The organism is Pseudomonas sp. Irchel s3a12, assembly GCF_900187485.1.
Lineage (GTDB): Bacteria > Pseudomonadota > Gammaproteobacteria > Pseudomonadales > Pseudomonadaceae > Aquipseudomonas > Aquipseudomonas neuropathica.
The window spans coordinates 118,906-133,726 of sequence record NZ_FYDN01000013.1 but is presented as its reverse complement, the minus strand read 5'-3'; the positions used below and the strand labels follow the sequence as shown (position 1 = coordinate 133,726).

The 14,821-nt window shown below is 61.2% G+C and carries 15 protein-coding genes; 2 read left to right on the top strand and 13 right to left on the bottom strand.

Annotation, left to right across the window (positions count from 1 at the left end; translation table 11 throughout):
* Positions 1–68 precede the first annotated feature (68 nt).
* Positions 69–1,343, bottom strand: coding sequence for an Hsp70 family protein (locus CKW14_RS21735; RefSeq protein ID WP_095047327.1), 1,275 nt, complete (start codon positions 1,341–1,343; stop codon positions 69–71).
* A 291-nt stretch (positions 1,344–1,634) separates the two neighbouring features.
* Between CKW14_RS21735 and CKW14_RS21730 the strand changes: the two genes are divergently transcribed.
* Both CKW14_RS21730 and CKW14_RS21725 read left to right on the top strand, forming a co-directional pair.
* Entirely contained in the window at positions 1,635–2,585 is a 951-nt protein-coding gene (locus CKW14_RS21730; RefSeq protein WP_095126127.1) for a DnaJ C-terminal domain-containing protein, read from the top strand.
* A 23-nt stretch (positions 2,586–2,608) separates the two neighbouring features.
* Complete coding sequence (locus CKW14_RS21725; protein ID WP_095047329.1) at positions 2,609–2,914, top strand: chaperone modulator CbpM; 306 nt, start codon at positions 2,609–2,611, stop codon at positions 2,912–2,914.
* A gap of 123 nt (positions 2,915–3,037) precedes the next feature.
* On the opposite strand, the gene CKW14_RS21720 is transcribed toward CKW14_RS21725, so the two are convergent.
* From CKW14_RS21720 to urtA, 12 genes are all read right to left on the bottom strand, one after another.
* Positions 3,038–4,165, bottom strand: coding sequence for a sensor histidine kinase KdpD (locus tag CKW14_RS21720; protein WP_095126126.1), 1,128 nt, complete (start codon positions 4,163–4,165; stop codon positions 3,038–3,040).
* A gap of 157 nt (positions 4,166–4,322) precedes the next feature.
* Entirely contained in the window at positions 4,323–6,023 is a 1,701-nt protein-coding gene (gene ureC / locus CKW14_RS21715) for an urease subunit alpha (RefSeq protein ID WP_095047331.1), read from the bottom strand.
* A gap of 126 nt (positions 6,024–6,149) precedes the next feature.
* Complete coding sequence (locus CKW14_RS21710) at positions 6,150–6,458, bottom strand: urease subunit beta (protein WP_095047332.1); 309 nt, start codon at positions 6,456–6,458, stop codon at positions 6,150–6,152.
* On the bottom strand, positions 6,458–6,991 hold the full coding sequence (locus tag CKW14_RS21705) for a GNAT family N-acetyltransferase (protein WP_093430218.1): 534 nt from the start codon (positions 6,989–6,991) through the stop codon (positions 6,458–6,460). Before CKW14_RS21705 ends, CKW14_RS21710 begins: the two co-directional genes overlap by 1 nt.
* 5 nt (positions 6,992–6,996) lie before the next feature.
* Positions 6,997–7,530: a GNAT family N-acetyltransferase gene (locus tag CKW14_RS21700; protein ID WP_095047333.1), complete on the bottom strand. Its 534-nt coding sequence runs from the start codon at positions 7,528–7,530 to the stop codon at positions 6,997–6,999.
* 9 nt (positions 7,531–7,539) lie between these two features.
* Positions 7,540–7,842, bottom strand: coding sequence for an urease subunit gamma (ureA, locus tag CKW14_RS21695; RefSeq protein WP_007915951.1), 303 nt, complete (start codon positions 7,840–7,842; stop codon positions 7,540–7,542).
* 223 nt (positions 7,843–8,065) lie between these two features.
* The gene (locus CKW14_RS21690) at positions 8,066–8,905 is read right to left on the bottom strand and encodes an urease accessory protein UreD (protein WP_095047334.1); all 840 of its coding nucleotides are present in this window, start codon (positions 8,903–8,905) and stop codon (positions 8,066–8,068) included.
* Positions 8,906–8,948: 43 nt separating this feature from the next.
* Positions 8,949–9,647 (bottom strand): urea ABC transporter ATP-binding subunit UrtE, encoded by a 699-nt coding sequence (gene urtE / locus CKW14_RS21685; protein ID WP_095047335.1) that lies wholly within the window; start codon positions 9,645–9,647, stop codon positions 8,949–8,951.
* A gap of 140 nt (positions 9,648–9,787) precedes the next feature.
* On the bottom strand, positions 9,788–10,657 hold the full coding sequence (gene urtD, locus CKW14_RS21680; protein WP_095047336.1) for an urea ABC transporter ATP-binding protein UrtD: 870 nt from the start codon (positions 10,655–10,657) through the stop codon (positions 9,788–9,790).
* Positions 10,654–11,733 (bottom strand): urea ABC transporter permease subunit UrtC, encoded by a 1,080-nt coding sequence (gene urtC, locus CKW14_RS21675; RefSeq protein WP_095126125.1) that lies wholly within the window; start codon positions 11,731–11,733, stop codon positions 10,654–10,656. The genes urtD and urtC overlap by 4 nt, the downstream gene beginning before the upstream one ends.
* Complete coding sequence (gene urtB / locus CKW14_RS21670) at positions 11,733–13,235, bottom strand: urea ABC transporter permease subunit UrtB (RefSeq protein WP_095126124.1); 1,503 nt, start codon at positions 13,233–13,235, stop codon at positions 11,733–11,735. The genes urtC and urtB overlap by 1 nt, the downstream gene beginning before the upstream one ends.
* Positions 13,236–13,378: 143 nt before the next feature.
* Complete coding sequence (gene urtA, locus CKW14_RS21665) at positions 13,379–14,644, bottom strand: urea ABC transporter substrate-binding protein (RefSeq protein WP_095047339.1); 1,266 nt, start codon at positions 14,642–14,644, stop codon at positions 13,379–13,381.
* Between the last annotated feature and the right edge of the window lie 177 nt (positions 14,645–14,821).

Below are 14,821 nucleotides of genomic sequence, written 5' to 3'. Positions count from 1 at the left end.
GTCACAGCCTCAACAGCGGACGCAGAGCGTCCATGGCGGCATTCCCACGCGGAGCGTGGGAACGATCATCAGGCCATCGAACCGTAGCGTTTCATCGCGTCAATCGCCAAACCGCTACCAATGCTGCCAAAGATATTCCCTTCGACATGCCGCGCATTCGGCAGCATCGCCGAGACGCTATTGCGCAGTGCCGGAATGCCGCTCGAACCACCGGTGAAGAACACCGTGTCGACCTGTTCCACTGCCACACCGGCATCGTTCAACAGTTGCGTAACGCTGCCGCGTACCCGCTCCAGCAAGGCGTCGATCGCCGACTCGAACAGCGCGCGCGTCAGTTCCACGCTCAGCCCGGCCTCGATGCGGTCCAGCGGCACATGGCGGCTGTCGGTATGAGTCAGCTGAATCTTGGTTTCTTCGACTTCCATCGCCAGCCAGTGCCCGGCGCGTTGTTCGATCAGCTTGAACAGGCGATCAATGCCGCCAGTGTCTTCGATGTCGTAACGCATGCTGCCCAGCGCCAGGCTGGATTTCTGCGAGTACACCGAGTTGATGGTGTGCCAGGTCGCCAGGTTCATGTGGTGGCTGGTCGGCATGTAGGCGCCGCTCTTCATGCGGCTGCCGTAGCCGAATAGCGGCATCAGGCCTTGCAGGCTCAACTGTTTGTCGAAGTCGGTCCCGCCGATGTGCACGCCGCCGGTGGCGAGGATGTCATCGTGGCGGTTATCCAGGCCACGGCGCTCGGGCGACAGGCGCACCAGCGAGAAGTCGGAGGTACCACCGCCGATGTCGACGATCAGTACCAGCTCTTCTTTCTCGATGGTCGACTCGTAGTCGAAGGCCGCCGCAATCGGTTCGTACTGGAACGAGACCTCTTTGAAGCCGATCTTGCGCGCCACTTCGACCAGGGTGTCTTCGGCTTCCTGGTCAGCCAGCGGATCGTCATCGACGAAGAACACCGGACGGCCAAGTACCACTTGCTCGAATTCCCGACCAGCGGCGGTTTCCGCACGGCTCTTCAACTGGCCGATGAACAGGCCGAGCAAGTCCTTGAACGGCATCGCCGTGCCGAGCACGCTGGTGTCGTGCTTGATCAGCTTGGAACCGAGCAGGCTTTTCAGCGAGCGCATCAGGCGGCCTTCGTAGCCTTCCAGGTACTCGTGCAGGGCCAGACGACCGTAAACCGGGCGGCGTTCCTCGATGTTGAAGAAGACCACCGACGGCAGGGTGATCTTGTCGTCTTCCAGCGCGATCATCGTTTCCATGCCGGGGCGCAGCCAGCCGACGGTGGAGTTGGACGTGCCGAAGTCGATGCCGCAGGCACGGGCTGGAGAGGCGTCTTTCATGTCTTTCGGTTCCGGTCAAAAAACGGCCGCGCAGTGTATGTCAGTGCGCGCCAGATTCGAAGGCCGGTCATCTGCTATTTCACGACTAAACTGCCTTGAAACCTCAAGCTTTGCCCCAAACTTGCTGGCATGGGCCGGCAGAACCACCGGCGGTCGCAAGAACCGCCGTCCACTGCCGATAAACTTCTGCTGCGCCACCCGGTCACAACCTTGAGATCGGTCAACCCGGCACGCGCGAATCGGCGCATGCTGGCATCGGCGCGAAATCGATAACGGACGGTGACTCCTTCGATGGACTTCAAAGACTATTACAAGATACTCGGCGTGGAGCCGACAGCAGACGACAAGGCAATCAAGGCTGCCTATCGTAAGCTGGCGCGCAAATACCACCCCGATGTCAGCAAGGAAAAAGACGCCGAGGCCAAATTCAAAGACGCCTCGGAAGCCTATGAAGCGCTGAAAAGCGCCGACAAACGCGCTGAATACGACGAGCTGCGCCGTTATGGTCAGCACGGTCAACCGTTCCAGGGCCCACCGGGCTGGCAGAGCCGCGGCGGCTTTGGCGGTGGCGGTGGTGACACCGGTGACTTCTCGGACTTCTTCAGTTCGATTTTCGGCAATCGCGGCCCCGGTTTCGGTGGCGGCGAAGGTCGGCAACAACGCAGTGCAGGGCGCCGGGGACAAGACGTGGAAATGGAACTGCCAATCTTCCTCGAAGAAACGCTTTCGAACGAATCGAAGAAGGTCACCTTCCAGGTGCCGCAATACAACGCCAACGGCCAGCACGTCAGCAACACCAGCAAGAGCCTGAACGTGAAGATCCCGGCAGGCGTGACCGACGGCGAGCGCATCCGCCTCAAGGGGCAGGGCGCACCGGGCGTCGGTGGCGGGGCGAATGGCGACCTGTACCTGACCATTCGTTTTGCGCCGCACCCGAAATTCGATGTTGAAGGCGAAAACCTCATCATCACCTTGCCGCTGGCACCGTGGGAATTGGCGCTGGGTGCCGAAGTGGCGGTGCCGACGCTGACCGGCAAGATCAACTTGAAGGTGCCGGCCGGCAGCCAGAACGGCCAACGCATGCGCGCCAAAGGTCATGGCCTGAAAAACAAGGCAGGCGAACGTGGTTACCTGTTCGTCCAGCTCAAGGCCGTGATGCCGAAAGCTGCTGACGACGAGGTCAAGGCGCTGTGGCAGGAACTGGCGAAGAAAGCCGCCTTCAATCCGCGAGAGAACTTCTGAACCCGACGACGGAGTAGCCCATCATGAGCAGCCCCCTGATCGTTCAACTGGACCTGGCAGAATTCTGTGAGGCGGCCGATCTGTCGGACGTCTACGTGTTCGAAATCGTCGAACACGGCATCCTCGAACCTCAGGGCGCGCAGCCCCGGGAATGGCGTTTCACCGACTACGAACTGAGTCTAGCCAAGCGCGCCGCCAAGTTGCGGCGCGAGCTGGAGCTTGAGTGGGAGGGCGTCGCGCTGGCACTCGATCTGCTTGAAGAAGTGCAGGAGCTGCGGGCCGAGAACCGCATGTTGCGCCAGCGTTTGGCGCGGCTGGTGGTCGAGTAGTCTGCCTGATGTTTATCATTTGCTTGATCGCGCCTCTTCGCGAGCAAGCCCGCTCCCACATGTGAGCACGGTCTCCTGTGGGAGCGAGCTTGCTCGCGAAGAACGATAACGCGGTGATCCTGCTTAAACCGTTCTGGGCAACACCACGTTGAACCGCGTCCCGTCAGTCTCGTTCGAGCTGACTTCGATGGTGCCGCCATGGGCACTCACCACTTCCTTGACGATAAACAGGCCCAACCCGAGGCTGGTTGACGGCTGTCCGAGTTCTTCGTCGGCGCTGCGCACCAGCGGGTCGAAAATCGTGCCGAGCGCCTCTTCGGGAATCGGCGTGCCGTAGTTGTGCACCGATAGGCAGACGTTTTCGCCCATGCCATCGATATCGAGAGTGACATCGCGCTTTTTGGCTCCGTGCTGCAAGGCATTGCCAATCAGGTTCTGCAGTAACTGATCGATTCGTCCGGCATCCCAGGTACCGTGCGGGTCGCCGTTAACATTGAGCTTCGGATCGCACTCCGGATTGCCGGCGCACGCCTCGGCAATCGCCGCCCGTGCGGCATCGGCCAGGTCCATCGGCGTCGGTTCGATCGGCAGGCTTCTGCCCAGTCGACTGCGCACCAGTTCCAGCAAGTCGCTGACCATCGCCGCCATGTGCCGCGCGCCACGCTTGATGTGCAGGGCGCAGGCCAGCGCATCGCCCTCGAGGCTGGATTTGCGCAGCAGCAACTCGATGGACATGCTCACCGCTTGCAGCGGCGCACGCAGGTCATGGCCGAGAATGGCGAGGAAGATGTCCCGCGAGCGATTGACCTGTTCGGCGTAGGCCGCAGTCGATTCGGCCAGTGCTTCGTCGATGGCTTCGTTGAAGCGGATCATGTCCTGAAAATAGGCCATGTCCGGGGCTTTGAGGCTGTCGACCCACAGGCGGATCACGCAAGCGCGCAGATGACGGAACTCGGAGGTCATCTGCACCAGGTCAAAACCCACGGTGTGGCGCAACTCGCCATGACTGGCGCCGGCCTCGTCCAGACTCGGGGTCTTTTCCGGGCCTTCGCCCTTGGCTTTGGCGGCCTGTTCGGCAGGGCTCTGCGGCTTGCTCATGTCGCGGGCCGCGGCCCGCAGAATGGCGCTGGCGTGATCGCGCAGAGCCGTGGAATCAAGGTAGTCGGCGGCCGGCGTGATAGTTGCGGCGAACTGTTCCCACTCATCGACGATAGGCTCGATATTCGCCTGGATGAACTCGGATAGACGCATGGGCAGTTCCTGAAAAGAGGTGGAGCGAATCGAATAGTAGTTCCTTTGGCGAGAATTACACGACTGTTTGCGTGGTGGTTTCATACCAGCACGAAAAAGGCCCCGAGACTGTGCGCAAGGCGCGGTCCCGAGGCCTTTCTACAGCGTGGCGGCTGCGTCAGAACAGGAAATACCGCTGGGCCATTGGCAGGGTTTCTGCCGGTTCACACCACAGCAGAACGCCATCCGCCTTGACCTGATAGGTCTGCGGATCGACATCGATATTCGGCAGATAGTCGTTGTGGATCAGGTCGGTTTTCTGCACATCACGGCAGCCTTTGACTACGCCGATTTTCTTCTTCAAACCCAGTGCTTCAGGCAGCCCGGCTTCCTGCGCCGCCTGACTGATAAAGGTCAGGCTGGTGGCATGCAGCGAGCCGCCGTAGCTGGCGAACATCGGGCGGTAGTGCACCGGTTGCGGCGTCGGGATCGAGGCGTTGGCATCGCCCATCAGGCTCGCGGCAATCGCGCCGCCCTTGAGGATCAACGTCGGTTTTACGCCGAAGAATGCCGGGCGCCAGAGCACCAGATCCGCCCACTTGCCGACTTCGATCGAGCCGACTTCATGGCTGATGCCATGGGTGATCGCCGGGTTGATCGTGTACTTGGCGATGTAGCGTTTGGCGCGGAAGTTGTCGTTGCCTGCGCCATCCTGCGGCAGCGGGCCGCGCTGCTTTTTCATCTTGTCGGCGGTCTGCCAGGTGCGCGTGATGACTTCGCCGACACGGCCCATGGCCTGGCTGTCGGAGCTGATCATCGAGAACGCGCCGAGATCGTGAAGGATGTCTTCGGCGGCAATCGTTTCGCGGCGGATCCGGCTTTCGGCGAAGGCAACGTCTTCGGCAATGCTCGGGTCGAGGTGGTGGCAGACCATCAGCATGTCGAGATGTTCATCGATGGTGTTGCGGGTGAACGGCCGGGTCGGGTTGGTCGAGCTCGGCAGCACGTTAGGGAAGCCGCAAGCTTTGATGATGTCCGGTGCGTGACCGCCACCGGCACCTTCGGTGTGATAGGTGTGAATGGTGCGGCCCTTGAACGCGCCGAGGGTGGTTTCGACGAAACCGGACTCGTTGAGGGTGTCGGTGTGGATCGCCACCTGCACGTCGAATTGATCGGCGACGCTCAGGCAGTTGTCGATGCTCGCCGGCGTGGTGCCCCAGTCTTCGTGCAGCTTGAGCCCGATGGCGCCGGCCTTGACCTGCTCGATCAGCGGCTCCGGCAGGCTGGCGTTGCCTTTGCCGGTGAGGCCAATGTTCATCGGGAACGCGTCAGCGGCCTGAAGCATGCGCGCCAAGTGCCACGGGCCGGAGGTGCAAGTGGTGGCGTTGGTGCCAGTGGCTGGGCCGGTGCCGCCGCCGATCATGGTGGTGACGCCGCTCATCAGCGCTTCTTCGATCTGCTGCGGGCAGATGAAATGGATGTGTGTGTCGATGCCACCAGCGGTGAGGATCATGCCTTCGCCGGCGATTACTTCGGTGCCTGCGCCAATGGCGATGGTCACGTTGGGCTGCACGTCGGGGTTGCCGGCCTTGCCGATTGCGGCGATGCGCCCGTCCTTGAGGCCGACGTCGGCTTTGACGATGCCCCAGTGGTCGATGATCAGCGCGTTGGTGATCAGCGTGTCGACCACTTCGGCAGCCAGCAACTGGCTTTGGCCCTGGCCGTCGCGGATGACTTTGCCGCCACCGAATTTCACTTCTTCGCCGTAGGTGGTGAAGTCGTGTTCGACTTCGATCCACAGCTCGGTGTCGGCCAGGCGCACCTTGTCGCCGACGGTGGGGCCGAACATGTCGGCGTAGGCTTGTCTGGAGATTTTCATGTGTCTGCCTTAGTTGATCGTTCCCACGCTCTGCGTGGGAATGCCGCCATGGACGCTCTGCGTCCGCCGTTATGTGACGCGGAGCGTCACGGGATGCATTCCCACGCAGAGCGTGGGAACGATCAGTCAGTCGAGGTTGCCCATGATCCGTCCGGCAAATCCGAACACCCGCCGATGCCCGGCGTAATCGACCAGCTCAACCTCACGGCTCTGCCCCGGCTCAAAGCGCACCGCCGTGCCCGCCGGAATATTCAGGCGCATGCCACGGCTGGCGGCGCGATCGAAGGTCAGCGCGTCGTTGGTTTCAAAAAAGTGATAGTGCGAACCGACCTGAATTGGCCGGTCGCCGCTGTTGGCGACTTTCAGGCTGATAGTGCGGCGGCCGACGTTGAGTTCGATGTCGCCGGGCTGGATCTGGTACTCGCCAGGAATCATCACTGGGCTCCTTGCAGAATCTTGTAATAGAGGGCGGTCGGCCGATAGGTGCCGTTCGGATCGCAAGCGTAATCAGGGATTTCGCCTGCGCGGCTGTAGCCCAACGCCTTGTAGAAATCTTCGGCGGGCGAGCCGGCCTCGGTGTCGAGGTAAAGCATGCCGCGCTTGTGCTTGGGCGCTTCGAGTTCCAGCGCACTCATCAGTTGCTGGCCGAGGCCGCGACGTCGTGCGTGTTCGCGCACCAGCAGTTTCTGCACCTCGGCACGATTGAGGCCGTTGGCCTTCTGGCACAGGCCCAGTTGCACACTGGCCAGTACCTGCTCGTCCTTGACCACCACCCAGAGCAGCACGCTGCCCTTGTTGACGTTGTCCTGCACCTCATCGAAATACGCGCGCGCCTGAGCCGCATCGAGGTCGGCCATGAAACCGACGCTGGCGCCGTAACCCACGGCATCGAGCAGCAGATCAATCAGACCCTGACGGTAATGCGCAAAACTTTCAGCATTGACGCGGCGCAGTTGGGCGGCGTTCATCGGTGTCACTCCTTGTTGGCGTCAGGCGGCTCCGCGCCAGGGTTGAGGGTCAGCTGCATGAAGGTCAGGTCGAGCCAGCGGCCGAATTTGGTGCCGACTTGCGGCATCTGCCCGGTAATTTTGAAACCGGCGCGCTCATGCAAACGAATCGAGGCAGCGTTGCCGCTTTCTATGGCGGCGACCATGACGTGTTTGCCGCAGGTTCTGGCGCGCTCGATCAGCGCTGCCATCAATTGTGGGCCGAGGCCATTGCCGCGCTGGTCGCTGCGCACATAAACCGAGTGCTCGACGGTGTGGCGAAAGCCGTCGAACGGTCGCCAGTCACCGAAGGAAGCGTAGCCGAGCACGCTGTTGTCGGCGTCGACGATCAGCAGAATCGGATAAGCCTGGGCCTGGCGCGCGCTGAACCATGCCTGGCGGTTGCCGAGATCGACGGCTTGTTCATTCCAGATCGCCGTGGTGTTGAGCACGGCGTCGTTGTAGATGTCACGGATCGCCGGCAGGTCGGCGTGCAGCGCATCGCGAATGGTGTAAGTCATGGCGCGGCCTCAGACGATCGGCTGGTGGACGGTGACCAGTTTGGTGCCGTCGGGAAACGTCGCTTCAACCTGGATCTCCGGGATCATTTCCGGGATGCCTTCCATCACTTGTTCGCGGCTGAGCAGGGTGGTGCCGAAGTGCATCAGCTCGGCCACGGTCTGGCCGTCACGCGCGCCTTCGAGCAGCGCGGCGGAGATGTAGGCCATGGCTTCCGGGTAATTGAGTTTCACGCCGCGGGCCAGACGCCGCTCGGCGACGAGGCCGGCGGTGAAGATCAGCAGCTTGTCTTTTTCGCGTGGGGTCAGGTCCATTGTGGGGTTCCATCAGGGCAGATTTGTGAGGTTCTTGCGGGCGCGGGGTGCCCGTTGGAGCAACCCCTCACCCTAGCCCTCTCCCAAGGGAGAGGGGACTGATCTCGGTTGTTTTCAATGGCCGGTTCAGTCAGCAGTATTCGTTCAGGCAGTAAATTCATTTCAAACGACCCGGTCAGGCTCCCTCTCCCTCCGGGAGAGGGCGGGGGGTGAGGGTCGCTTTTCAGGTGCTCCATATTCTGGGGGATACCGCGTCGCGACCCAGCAGGGCGGGTCTGAGCAAACGCCATAAATCGATGAGCCAGGCGCGGGCGAGCAACGCTTCACTGGCCAGACAACGAGCCACCAAAAGCCCCGGCAACTGCGTCAAATCCCCACGCACTTCGTGGCCCAGCGAGCGGCAGCGCTCAAGCAATTCAGCCTCAATCTCGCCAGTGACCAACAACGTCGCAAACACCGGATTGCCATCCAGCCCGATCGGCGAATCAAGCAAACCATCACCGCCGACAACGCGCTGGCGCTCGTGCCAGAGCAATCGACCATCACGGCGAATATCCAGATGCGCCTGAAAATGCCCACGGTCAAAACGCTCGCCACTGGCGGGGCGACCCAGTGCGACCACGTCCCAGTAGAACAGCCGCGCATCGCCTTCAAGATCAATCGAAGTGCTCAGCTCAGCCTGCGCGGCGCTGTAGACGATGGTTTCCTGCGGCAGCCATTCCAGCGTCCCGCCGGCTGCCACTTTCAAATCCAGTTTTTGATACGCCGGCCCACCCGCGCGATACCACTTCGCCGCGCCGGGGCTGGTGATCTGCGCCCAGGCGTGTTGTTCGACGCGCGCGCTGATGTCCAGTCGGTCGCCGCCGGCAATCCCGCCCGGAGGATGAACGATGATGTGCTGGCAGACCTCGGGGCCTTCTGCGTAAAGGTGCTTTTGCACACGCAGCGGGCCGAGGTGCCGGCGCATGACCGGACGCGTGCAGTCACCGAAACGGGCGTAAGCGAGTTCCAGCTCGGCGTGCCAGCTCGGGGTAAACAGGGCAGGTGAAACAGTCGAATTCATGGTTTGTAATTATCGTTAGGAAGCTACAGATTAGTTCGTTGTACTAGATCGTTACCAGCCCGCGTACACCTTCGGCCTCCATATTTTCGCCGCGACCTTGCTGGACGATCTCGCCCCGGGACATCACCAGGTACTGATCGGCCAGTTCTGCGGCGAAATCGTAGAACTGCTCCACCAGCAAAATCGCCATGTCACCGCGCGCCGCAAGTTTCTTGATGACCGCGCCGATCTCTTTGATCACCGAGGGTTGAATGCCTTCGGTGGGTTCGTCGAGGATCAGTAAACGTGGGCGGCTGGCCAATGCTCGCCCGATCGCTAACTGCTGTTGCTGACCGCCAGAGAGGTCACCGCCGCGACGCTGCTTCATTTGTAGCAGCACCGGGAACAGTTCGTAGATGAAACCTGGGACTTCTTTGGCTTCACTGCCGGGAAACCGCGACAGGCCCATCAACAGATTCTCTTCCACGGTCAGGCGTCCGAAGATCTCGCGGCCCTGTGGTACGTAGGCGATGCCGGCGTGGACACGCTGGTGCGGCTTGAACGCGGTGATCGGTTTGCCTTCCCAGTTCACCGCACCTTCCTTGGCCGGCAGCAAGCCCATCAGGCATTTGAGCAGGGTGGTCTTGCCCACGCCGTTACGGCCAAGCAGGCAGGTGACTTCGCCGACCTTCACGTCGAAAGACAGGCCCCGGAGGATGTGGCTACCGCCGTAGTACTGGTGCAGCTTGTCGACTTGCAGCATGTTCAAAATCTCCCTGTTGCACACAGAACCCTGTGGGAGCGAGCCTGCTCGCGAATGCGGTGTGACATTCAGCATGTTCATCGCCTGATGCGCCGCTTTCGCGAGCAGGCTCGCTCCCACAGGTTTTGTATTCGCAATGTTCAGCGGCCGAGGTAGACCTCGATGACGCGCTCGTTTTCCTGCACCTGCTCCAGTGACCCTTCGGCCAGCACGCTGCCCTGATGCAACACGGTGACGTGGTCGGCAATCGAGCCGACAAAGCCCATGTCATGCTCCACCACCATCAGCGAATGCTTTCCCGCCAGCGACTTGAACAGTTCAGCGGTGAACTCGGTTTCTGCATCGGTCATGCCCGCCACCGGCTCATCGAGCAGGAGCAATTGCGGGTCCTGCATCAGCAACATGCCGATCTCGAGAAACTGCTTCTGACCATGAGAGAGCAACCCGGCCTGACGATTGACCGAGGTGGTCAGGCGAATCGTCTCCAGCACTTCGCTGATCCGGTCCTTCTGCTCGCCACTGAGGCGCGCACGCAGACTGGCCCACACCGACTTGTCGGTTTTCTGCGCCAGTTCCAGGTTTTCAAACACGCTCAGCGCTTCGAAAACGGTCGGCTTCTGAAACTTGCGACCGATGCCGGCCTGAGCGATTTGCACTTCGCTCATCTGCGTCAGGTCGAGGGTTTCACCGAACCAGGCCTTGCCGTGACTGGGGCGAGTCTTGCCGGTGATCACGTCCATCAGCGTGGTCTTGCCCGCGCCGTTGGGGCCGATGATGCAGCGCAACTCACCGACGCCGATGTACAAGTTGAGATTGTTCAGTGCGCGAAAGCCATCGAAGCTGACGCTGATGTCTTCCAGAGTGAGGATCGTGCCGTGGCGGGTATCCAGACCCGGGCCGACGCGCTGGCCGAGGCCGATCGAGTCGCGACTGGTGCCCTCGTCCTTGTTCGGTTCGACGGGGAAAAAGGCCGGTTCTAACATGAATTCAGCGCTCGCCGTGACTCTCATTGTTCACCTCGTTTCTTCAGCAGACCGATCACGCCTTTGGGCAAGTACAGCGTCACGACGATGAACAGCGCGCCGAGGAAGAACAGCCAGTATTCCGGGAACGCCACGGTGAACCAACTCTTCATGCCATTGACCACACCGGCGCCGAGCAGCGGCCCGATCAGCGTGCCGCGACCACCAAGGGCGACCCATACCGCCGCCTCAATGGAGTTGGTCGGCGACATTTCGCTCGGATTGATGATCCCGACTTGCGGCACATACAACGCCCCGGCCAGGCCACACAACACCGCACTCAACACCCACACGAACAACTTGAAACCGCGTGGGTCGTAGCCGCAGAACATCAAGCGGTTTTCTGCATCGCGCAACGCTGTCAACACCCGGCCGAACTTGCTCTGCGCCAGGCGCCAGCCGATGAACAGACTTGCCACCAGCAGCAACACCGTGGCCAGAAACAGCACCGCGCGGGTGCCCGGTTCGGTGATGCCGAAACCGAGAATCGTGCGGAAATTGGTGAAGCCGTTGTTGCCGCCAAACCCGGTCTCGTTGCGGAAAAACAGGAGCATGCCGGCGAACGTCAGGGCCTGGGTCATGATCGAGAAATACACGCCTTTGATTCGCGAACGGAAGGCGAAGAAACCGAACACCAGCGCCAGCAATCCCGGCGCCAGCACCACCAGACACATCGCCCAGAGGAAACTGCTGGTTCCGGTCCAGTACCACGGTAATTCGCTCCACGACAGGAAGGTCATGAACGCCGGCAAGCCATCACCGGCGGCCTGACGCATCAGGTACATGCCCATCGCATAACCGCCGAGGGCGAAGAACAGACCGTGGCCCAGTGACAGCAATCCGGCATAGCCCCAGACTAGATCCAGCGCTAACGCGACGATGGCGTAGCAGAGAATTTTGCCGACCAGCGTCAGCGTGTATGCCGAGACCGACAGGGCATTTTCCGCCGGCAACAACGACAGCAGCGGCAAGGCAATCAGCAGCGCGAGGATCACCGCGCCGACCGCGATCGTGATTTTCGGTCCGGCCTTTTGTGTGGCCGTGACTAACAGAGGCTGGTTCATCAGTCGATCACCCGTCCTTTCAGTGCGAAGAGGCCTTGCGGACGTTTCTGGATAAACAGAATGATCAGCGCGAGGATCAGGATCTTGCCAAGCACCGCACCGATCTGCGGTTCAAGAATCTTGTTGGCGATGCCCAGGCCGAACGCCGCGAACACGCTACCGGCCAACTGGCCGACGCCGCCGAGCACCACCACCAGGAACGAGTCGATGATGTAGCTCTGGCCGAGGTCCGGGCCGACGTTACCGATCTGGCTCAGCGCCACGCCGCCGAGGCCGGCGATGCCCGAGCCGAGGCCGAAGGCGAGCATATCGACGCGCCCGGTCGGCACGCCGCAGCAGGCGGCCATGTTGCGGTTCTGAGTGACGGCGCGAACGTTGAGGCCGAGGCGGGTCTTGTTCAGCAGCAGCCAAGTCAGCACGACGACGAACAAGGCGAAGGCGATGATGACGATGCGGTTGTATGGCAGAACCAGATTCGGCAAAACCTGAATCCCGCCCGACAGCCATGCCGGGTTGGCGACTTCAACGTTCTGCGCGCCGAACAACAAACGCACAAGCTGAATCAGCATCAGGCTGATGCCCCAGGTGGCGAGCAGGGTTTCCAGTGGCCGGCCGTAGAGGTGGCGAATTACCGTGCGCTCCAGGGCCATGCCGATTGCCGCCGTGACAAAAAACGCCACCGGCAGGGCGATCAGCGGGTAGAACTCGATGGCTTGCGGTGCGTAGCGCTGGAACATCAACTGCACTACGTACGTCGAGTAGGCGCCGAGCATCAGCATTTCGCCGTGGGCCATGTTGATCACGCCGAGCAGGCCGAACGTGATCGCCAGACCGAGCGCGGCCAACAGCAGGATCGAGCCGAGCGACATGCCGCTGAACGCCTGGCCGAGGATCTCGCCGATCAGCAGTTTGCGTTTGACTTGCGCGCGGCTGGTTTCGGCGGCGGTGCGTACGCCGGCATCGCTCTCGACGCCGGGTTCAAGCAAGCCTTCAAGGCGCGTACGCGCCAGTGGGTCGCCGGTTTCGCCGAGCAGGCGTACGGCGGCGAGGCGCACCGCCGGGTCGCTATCGACCAGTTGCAGATTGGCCAGCGCCAGGCTCAGAGCGGCATGGACGCTTTCGTCTTTTTCGCCAGCGAGTTGCTGGTCGAGGAATTTCAGCTGCGCGGGTTTCGCGCTTTTCTGCAATTGCTGCGCGGCAGTCAGACGGATTTTGGCGTCGGCGGCGAGCAATTGGTGGCTGGCCATGGCGGTATCGATCAGACCCCGCAGGCGATTGTTCAGGCGCAGAGTTTTGGGTTGGCCGTCGATGGTCAACTCGCCTTGTTGCAGGGTGTTGATCAGTTCGATACGCGCCGGATCGGGCTGCGCGGCCCAGGTTTCCAACAGTTTGGCTTGTTGCACGGGATTGGCCGCGACGAAGTCTTCGGCATCGCCGGCATGGGCCACCATCGGCAGCAATAGTGCGATGGCTAGAAGCAAGCGGTAGAGGGCAGTGCGCATATGCGTGGCCTTGCGTAGTGATCGTTCCCACGCTCCGCGTGGGAATGCAGCCCGGGACGCTCCGCGTCCCCAAAGCGGACGCAGAGCGTCCGTTGAGGCATTCCCACGCAGAGCGTGGGAACGATCAGGTTGAGCGGGATAACTCAGTTGCTCTTCACCGCATAATCCGGCTTCTTGTCGTTGCCCTGAATGAACGGGCTCCACGGTTGTGCGCGAATCGGCCCTTCGGTCTGCCACACGACGTTGAACTGACCGTCGCTCTGGATCTCGCCGATCATCACCGGCTTGTGCAGGTGGTGGTTGGTCTTGTCCATGGTCAGCGTGTAACCCGACGGCGCGGCAAAGGTCTGGCCGGCGAGGGCTTCGCGGACTTTGTCGACGTCAGTGGATTTGGCTTTCTCGACCGCCTGCGCCCACATGTGGATACCGACGTAAGTGGCTTCCATCGGGTCGTTGGTCACGGCTTTGTCGGCACCCGGCAGGTTGTGTTTCTTCGCGTAAGCCTTCCAGTCATCGACGAACTTCTTGTTCACCGGATTCTCCACGGACTCGAAGTAGTTCCAGGCCGCGAGGTTGCCCACCAGTGGTTTGGTATCGATGCCGCGCAGTTCTTCTTCACCGACCGAGAACGCTACCACCGGCACGTCGGTGGCTTTCAGACCCTGGTTGGCCAGCTCTTTATAGAACGGCACGTTGGAGTCGCCGTTGACCGTCGAGATGACCGCAGTCTTGCCACCGGCGGAGAATTTTTTGATGTTGGCGACGATGGTTTGATAGTCGCTGTGACCGAACGGCGTGTAGACCTCTTCGATGTCCTTGTCGGCCACGCCTTTGGAGTGCAGGAACGAACGCAGGATCTTGTTGGTGGTGCGCGGGTAGACATAGTCGGTGCCGAGCAGGAAGTAGCGCTTGGCGCTGCCGCCTTCTTCACTCATCAGATATTCAACCGCCGGGATCGCTTGCTGGTTCGGCGCAGCGCCGGTGTAGAAGACGTTCGGTGACATTTCTTCGCCTTCGTATTGCACCGGGTAGAACAGCAGACCGTTGAGCTCTTCGAACACCGGCAACACCGATTTACGCGACACCGAAGTCCAGCAGCCGAACACCACGGCGACCTTGTCCTGGGTCAGCAACTGTCGGCCCTTTTCGGCGAACAGCGGCCAGTTGGATGCAGGGTCAACCACCACTGGCTCAAGCATCTTGCCGTTCACACCGCCCTTGGCGTTGATTTCGTCGATGGTCATCAGCGCCATGTCTTTGAGCGACGTTTCGGAGATCGCCATGGTGCCGGACAACGAATGCAGAATCCCGACCTTGATGGTCTCGGCAGCCTGGACAGTCCAGGTCATGCCCATCGCGGCAATGGATGCCGTGAGTGTGAAAGCCTTGATCAAACTGCGACGCTTCATTGTGCGATCTCCATGAACATTTAATTTTTCTGGTTGGCAGATGCGGACGACTGAAGGTGTGTTTTGCAAGGGCTGTGCCCGGTCGGGATCGGGTAGGAAAATGTCGTGTTAGAGCGGTTGTAAGGTGGGGGCGCGCACCAGTAGAGGACATCTGGCGGGCGCTGGTGCGTCCGGGCG

Bases quoted from the DNA above. Each gene is read 5' to 3' on its own strand.
- CKW14_RS21710 (WP_095047332.1), bottom strand. From the start codon at position 6,458: ATGATTCCTGGCGAGTACCAGATCCAGCCCGGCGACATCGAACTCAAC.
- CKW14_RS21735 (WP_095047327.1), bottom strand. From the start codon at position 1,343: ATGAAAGACGCCTCTCCAGCCCGTGCCTGCGGCATCGACTTCGGCACG.
- CKW14_RS21725 (WP_095047329.1), top strand. From the start codon at position 2,609: ATGAGCAGCCCCCTGATCGTTCAACTGGACCTGGCAGAATTCTGTGAG.
- urtB (WP_095126124.1), bottom strand. From the start codon at position 13,235: ATGCGCACTGCCCTCTACCGCTTGCTTCTAGCCATCGCACTATTGCTG.
- CKW14_RS21700 (WP_095047333.1), bottom strand. From the start codon at position 7,530: ATGACTTACACCATTCGCGATGCGCTGCACGCCGACCTGCCGGCGATC.
- urtE (WP_095047335.1), bottom strand. From the start codon at position 9,647: ATGCTGCAAGTCGACAAGCTGCACCAGTACTACGGCGGTAGCCACATC.
- ureC (WP_095047331.1), bottom strand. From the start codon at position 6,023: ATGAAAATCTCCAGACAAGCCTACGCCGACATGTTCGGCCCCACCGTC.
- urtC (WP_095126125.1), bottom strand. From the start codon at position 11,733: ATGAACCAGCCTCTGTTAGTCACGGCCACACAAAAGGCCGGACCGAAA.
- urtD (WP_095047336.1), bottom strand. From the start codon at position 10,657: ATGAGAGTCACGGCGAGCGCTGAATTCATGTTAGAACCGGCCTTTTTC.
- urtA (WP_095047339.1), bottom strand. From the start codon at position 14,644: ATGAAGCGTCGCAGTTTGATCAAGGCTTTCACACTCACGGCATCCATT.
- CKW14_RS21720 (WP_095126126.1), bottom strand. From the start codon at position 4,165: ATGCGTCTATCCGAGTTCATCCAGGCGAATATCGAGCCTATCGTCGAT.
- CKW14_RS21690 (WP_095047334.1), bottom strand. From the start codon at position 8,905: ATGAATTCGACTGTTTCACCTGCCCTGTTTACCCCGAGCTGGCACGCC.
- CKW14_RS21705 (WP_093430218.1), bottom strand. From the start codon at position 6,991: ATGAACGCCGCCCAACTGCGCCGCGTCAATGCTGAAAGTTTTGCGCAT.
- ureA (WP_007915951.1), bottom strand. From the start codon at position 7,842: ATGGACCTGACCCCACGCGAAAAAGACAAGCTGCTGATCTTCACCGCC.
- CKW14_RS21730 (WP_095126127.1), top strand. From the start codon at position 1,635: ATGGACTTCAAAGACTATTACAAGATACTCGGCGTGGAGCCGACAGCA.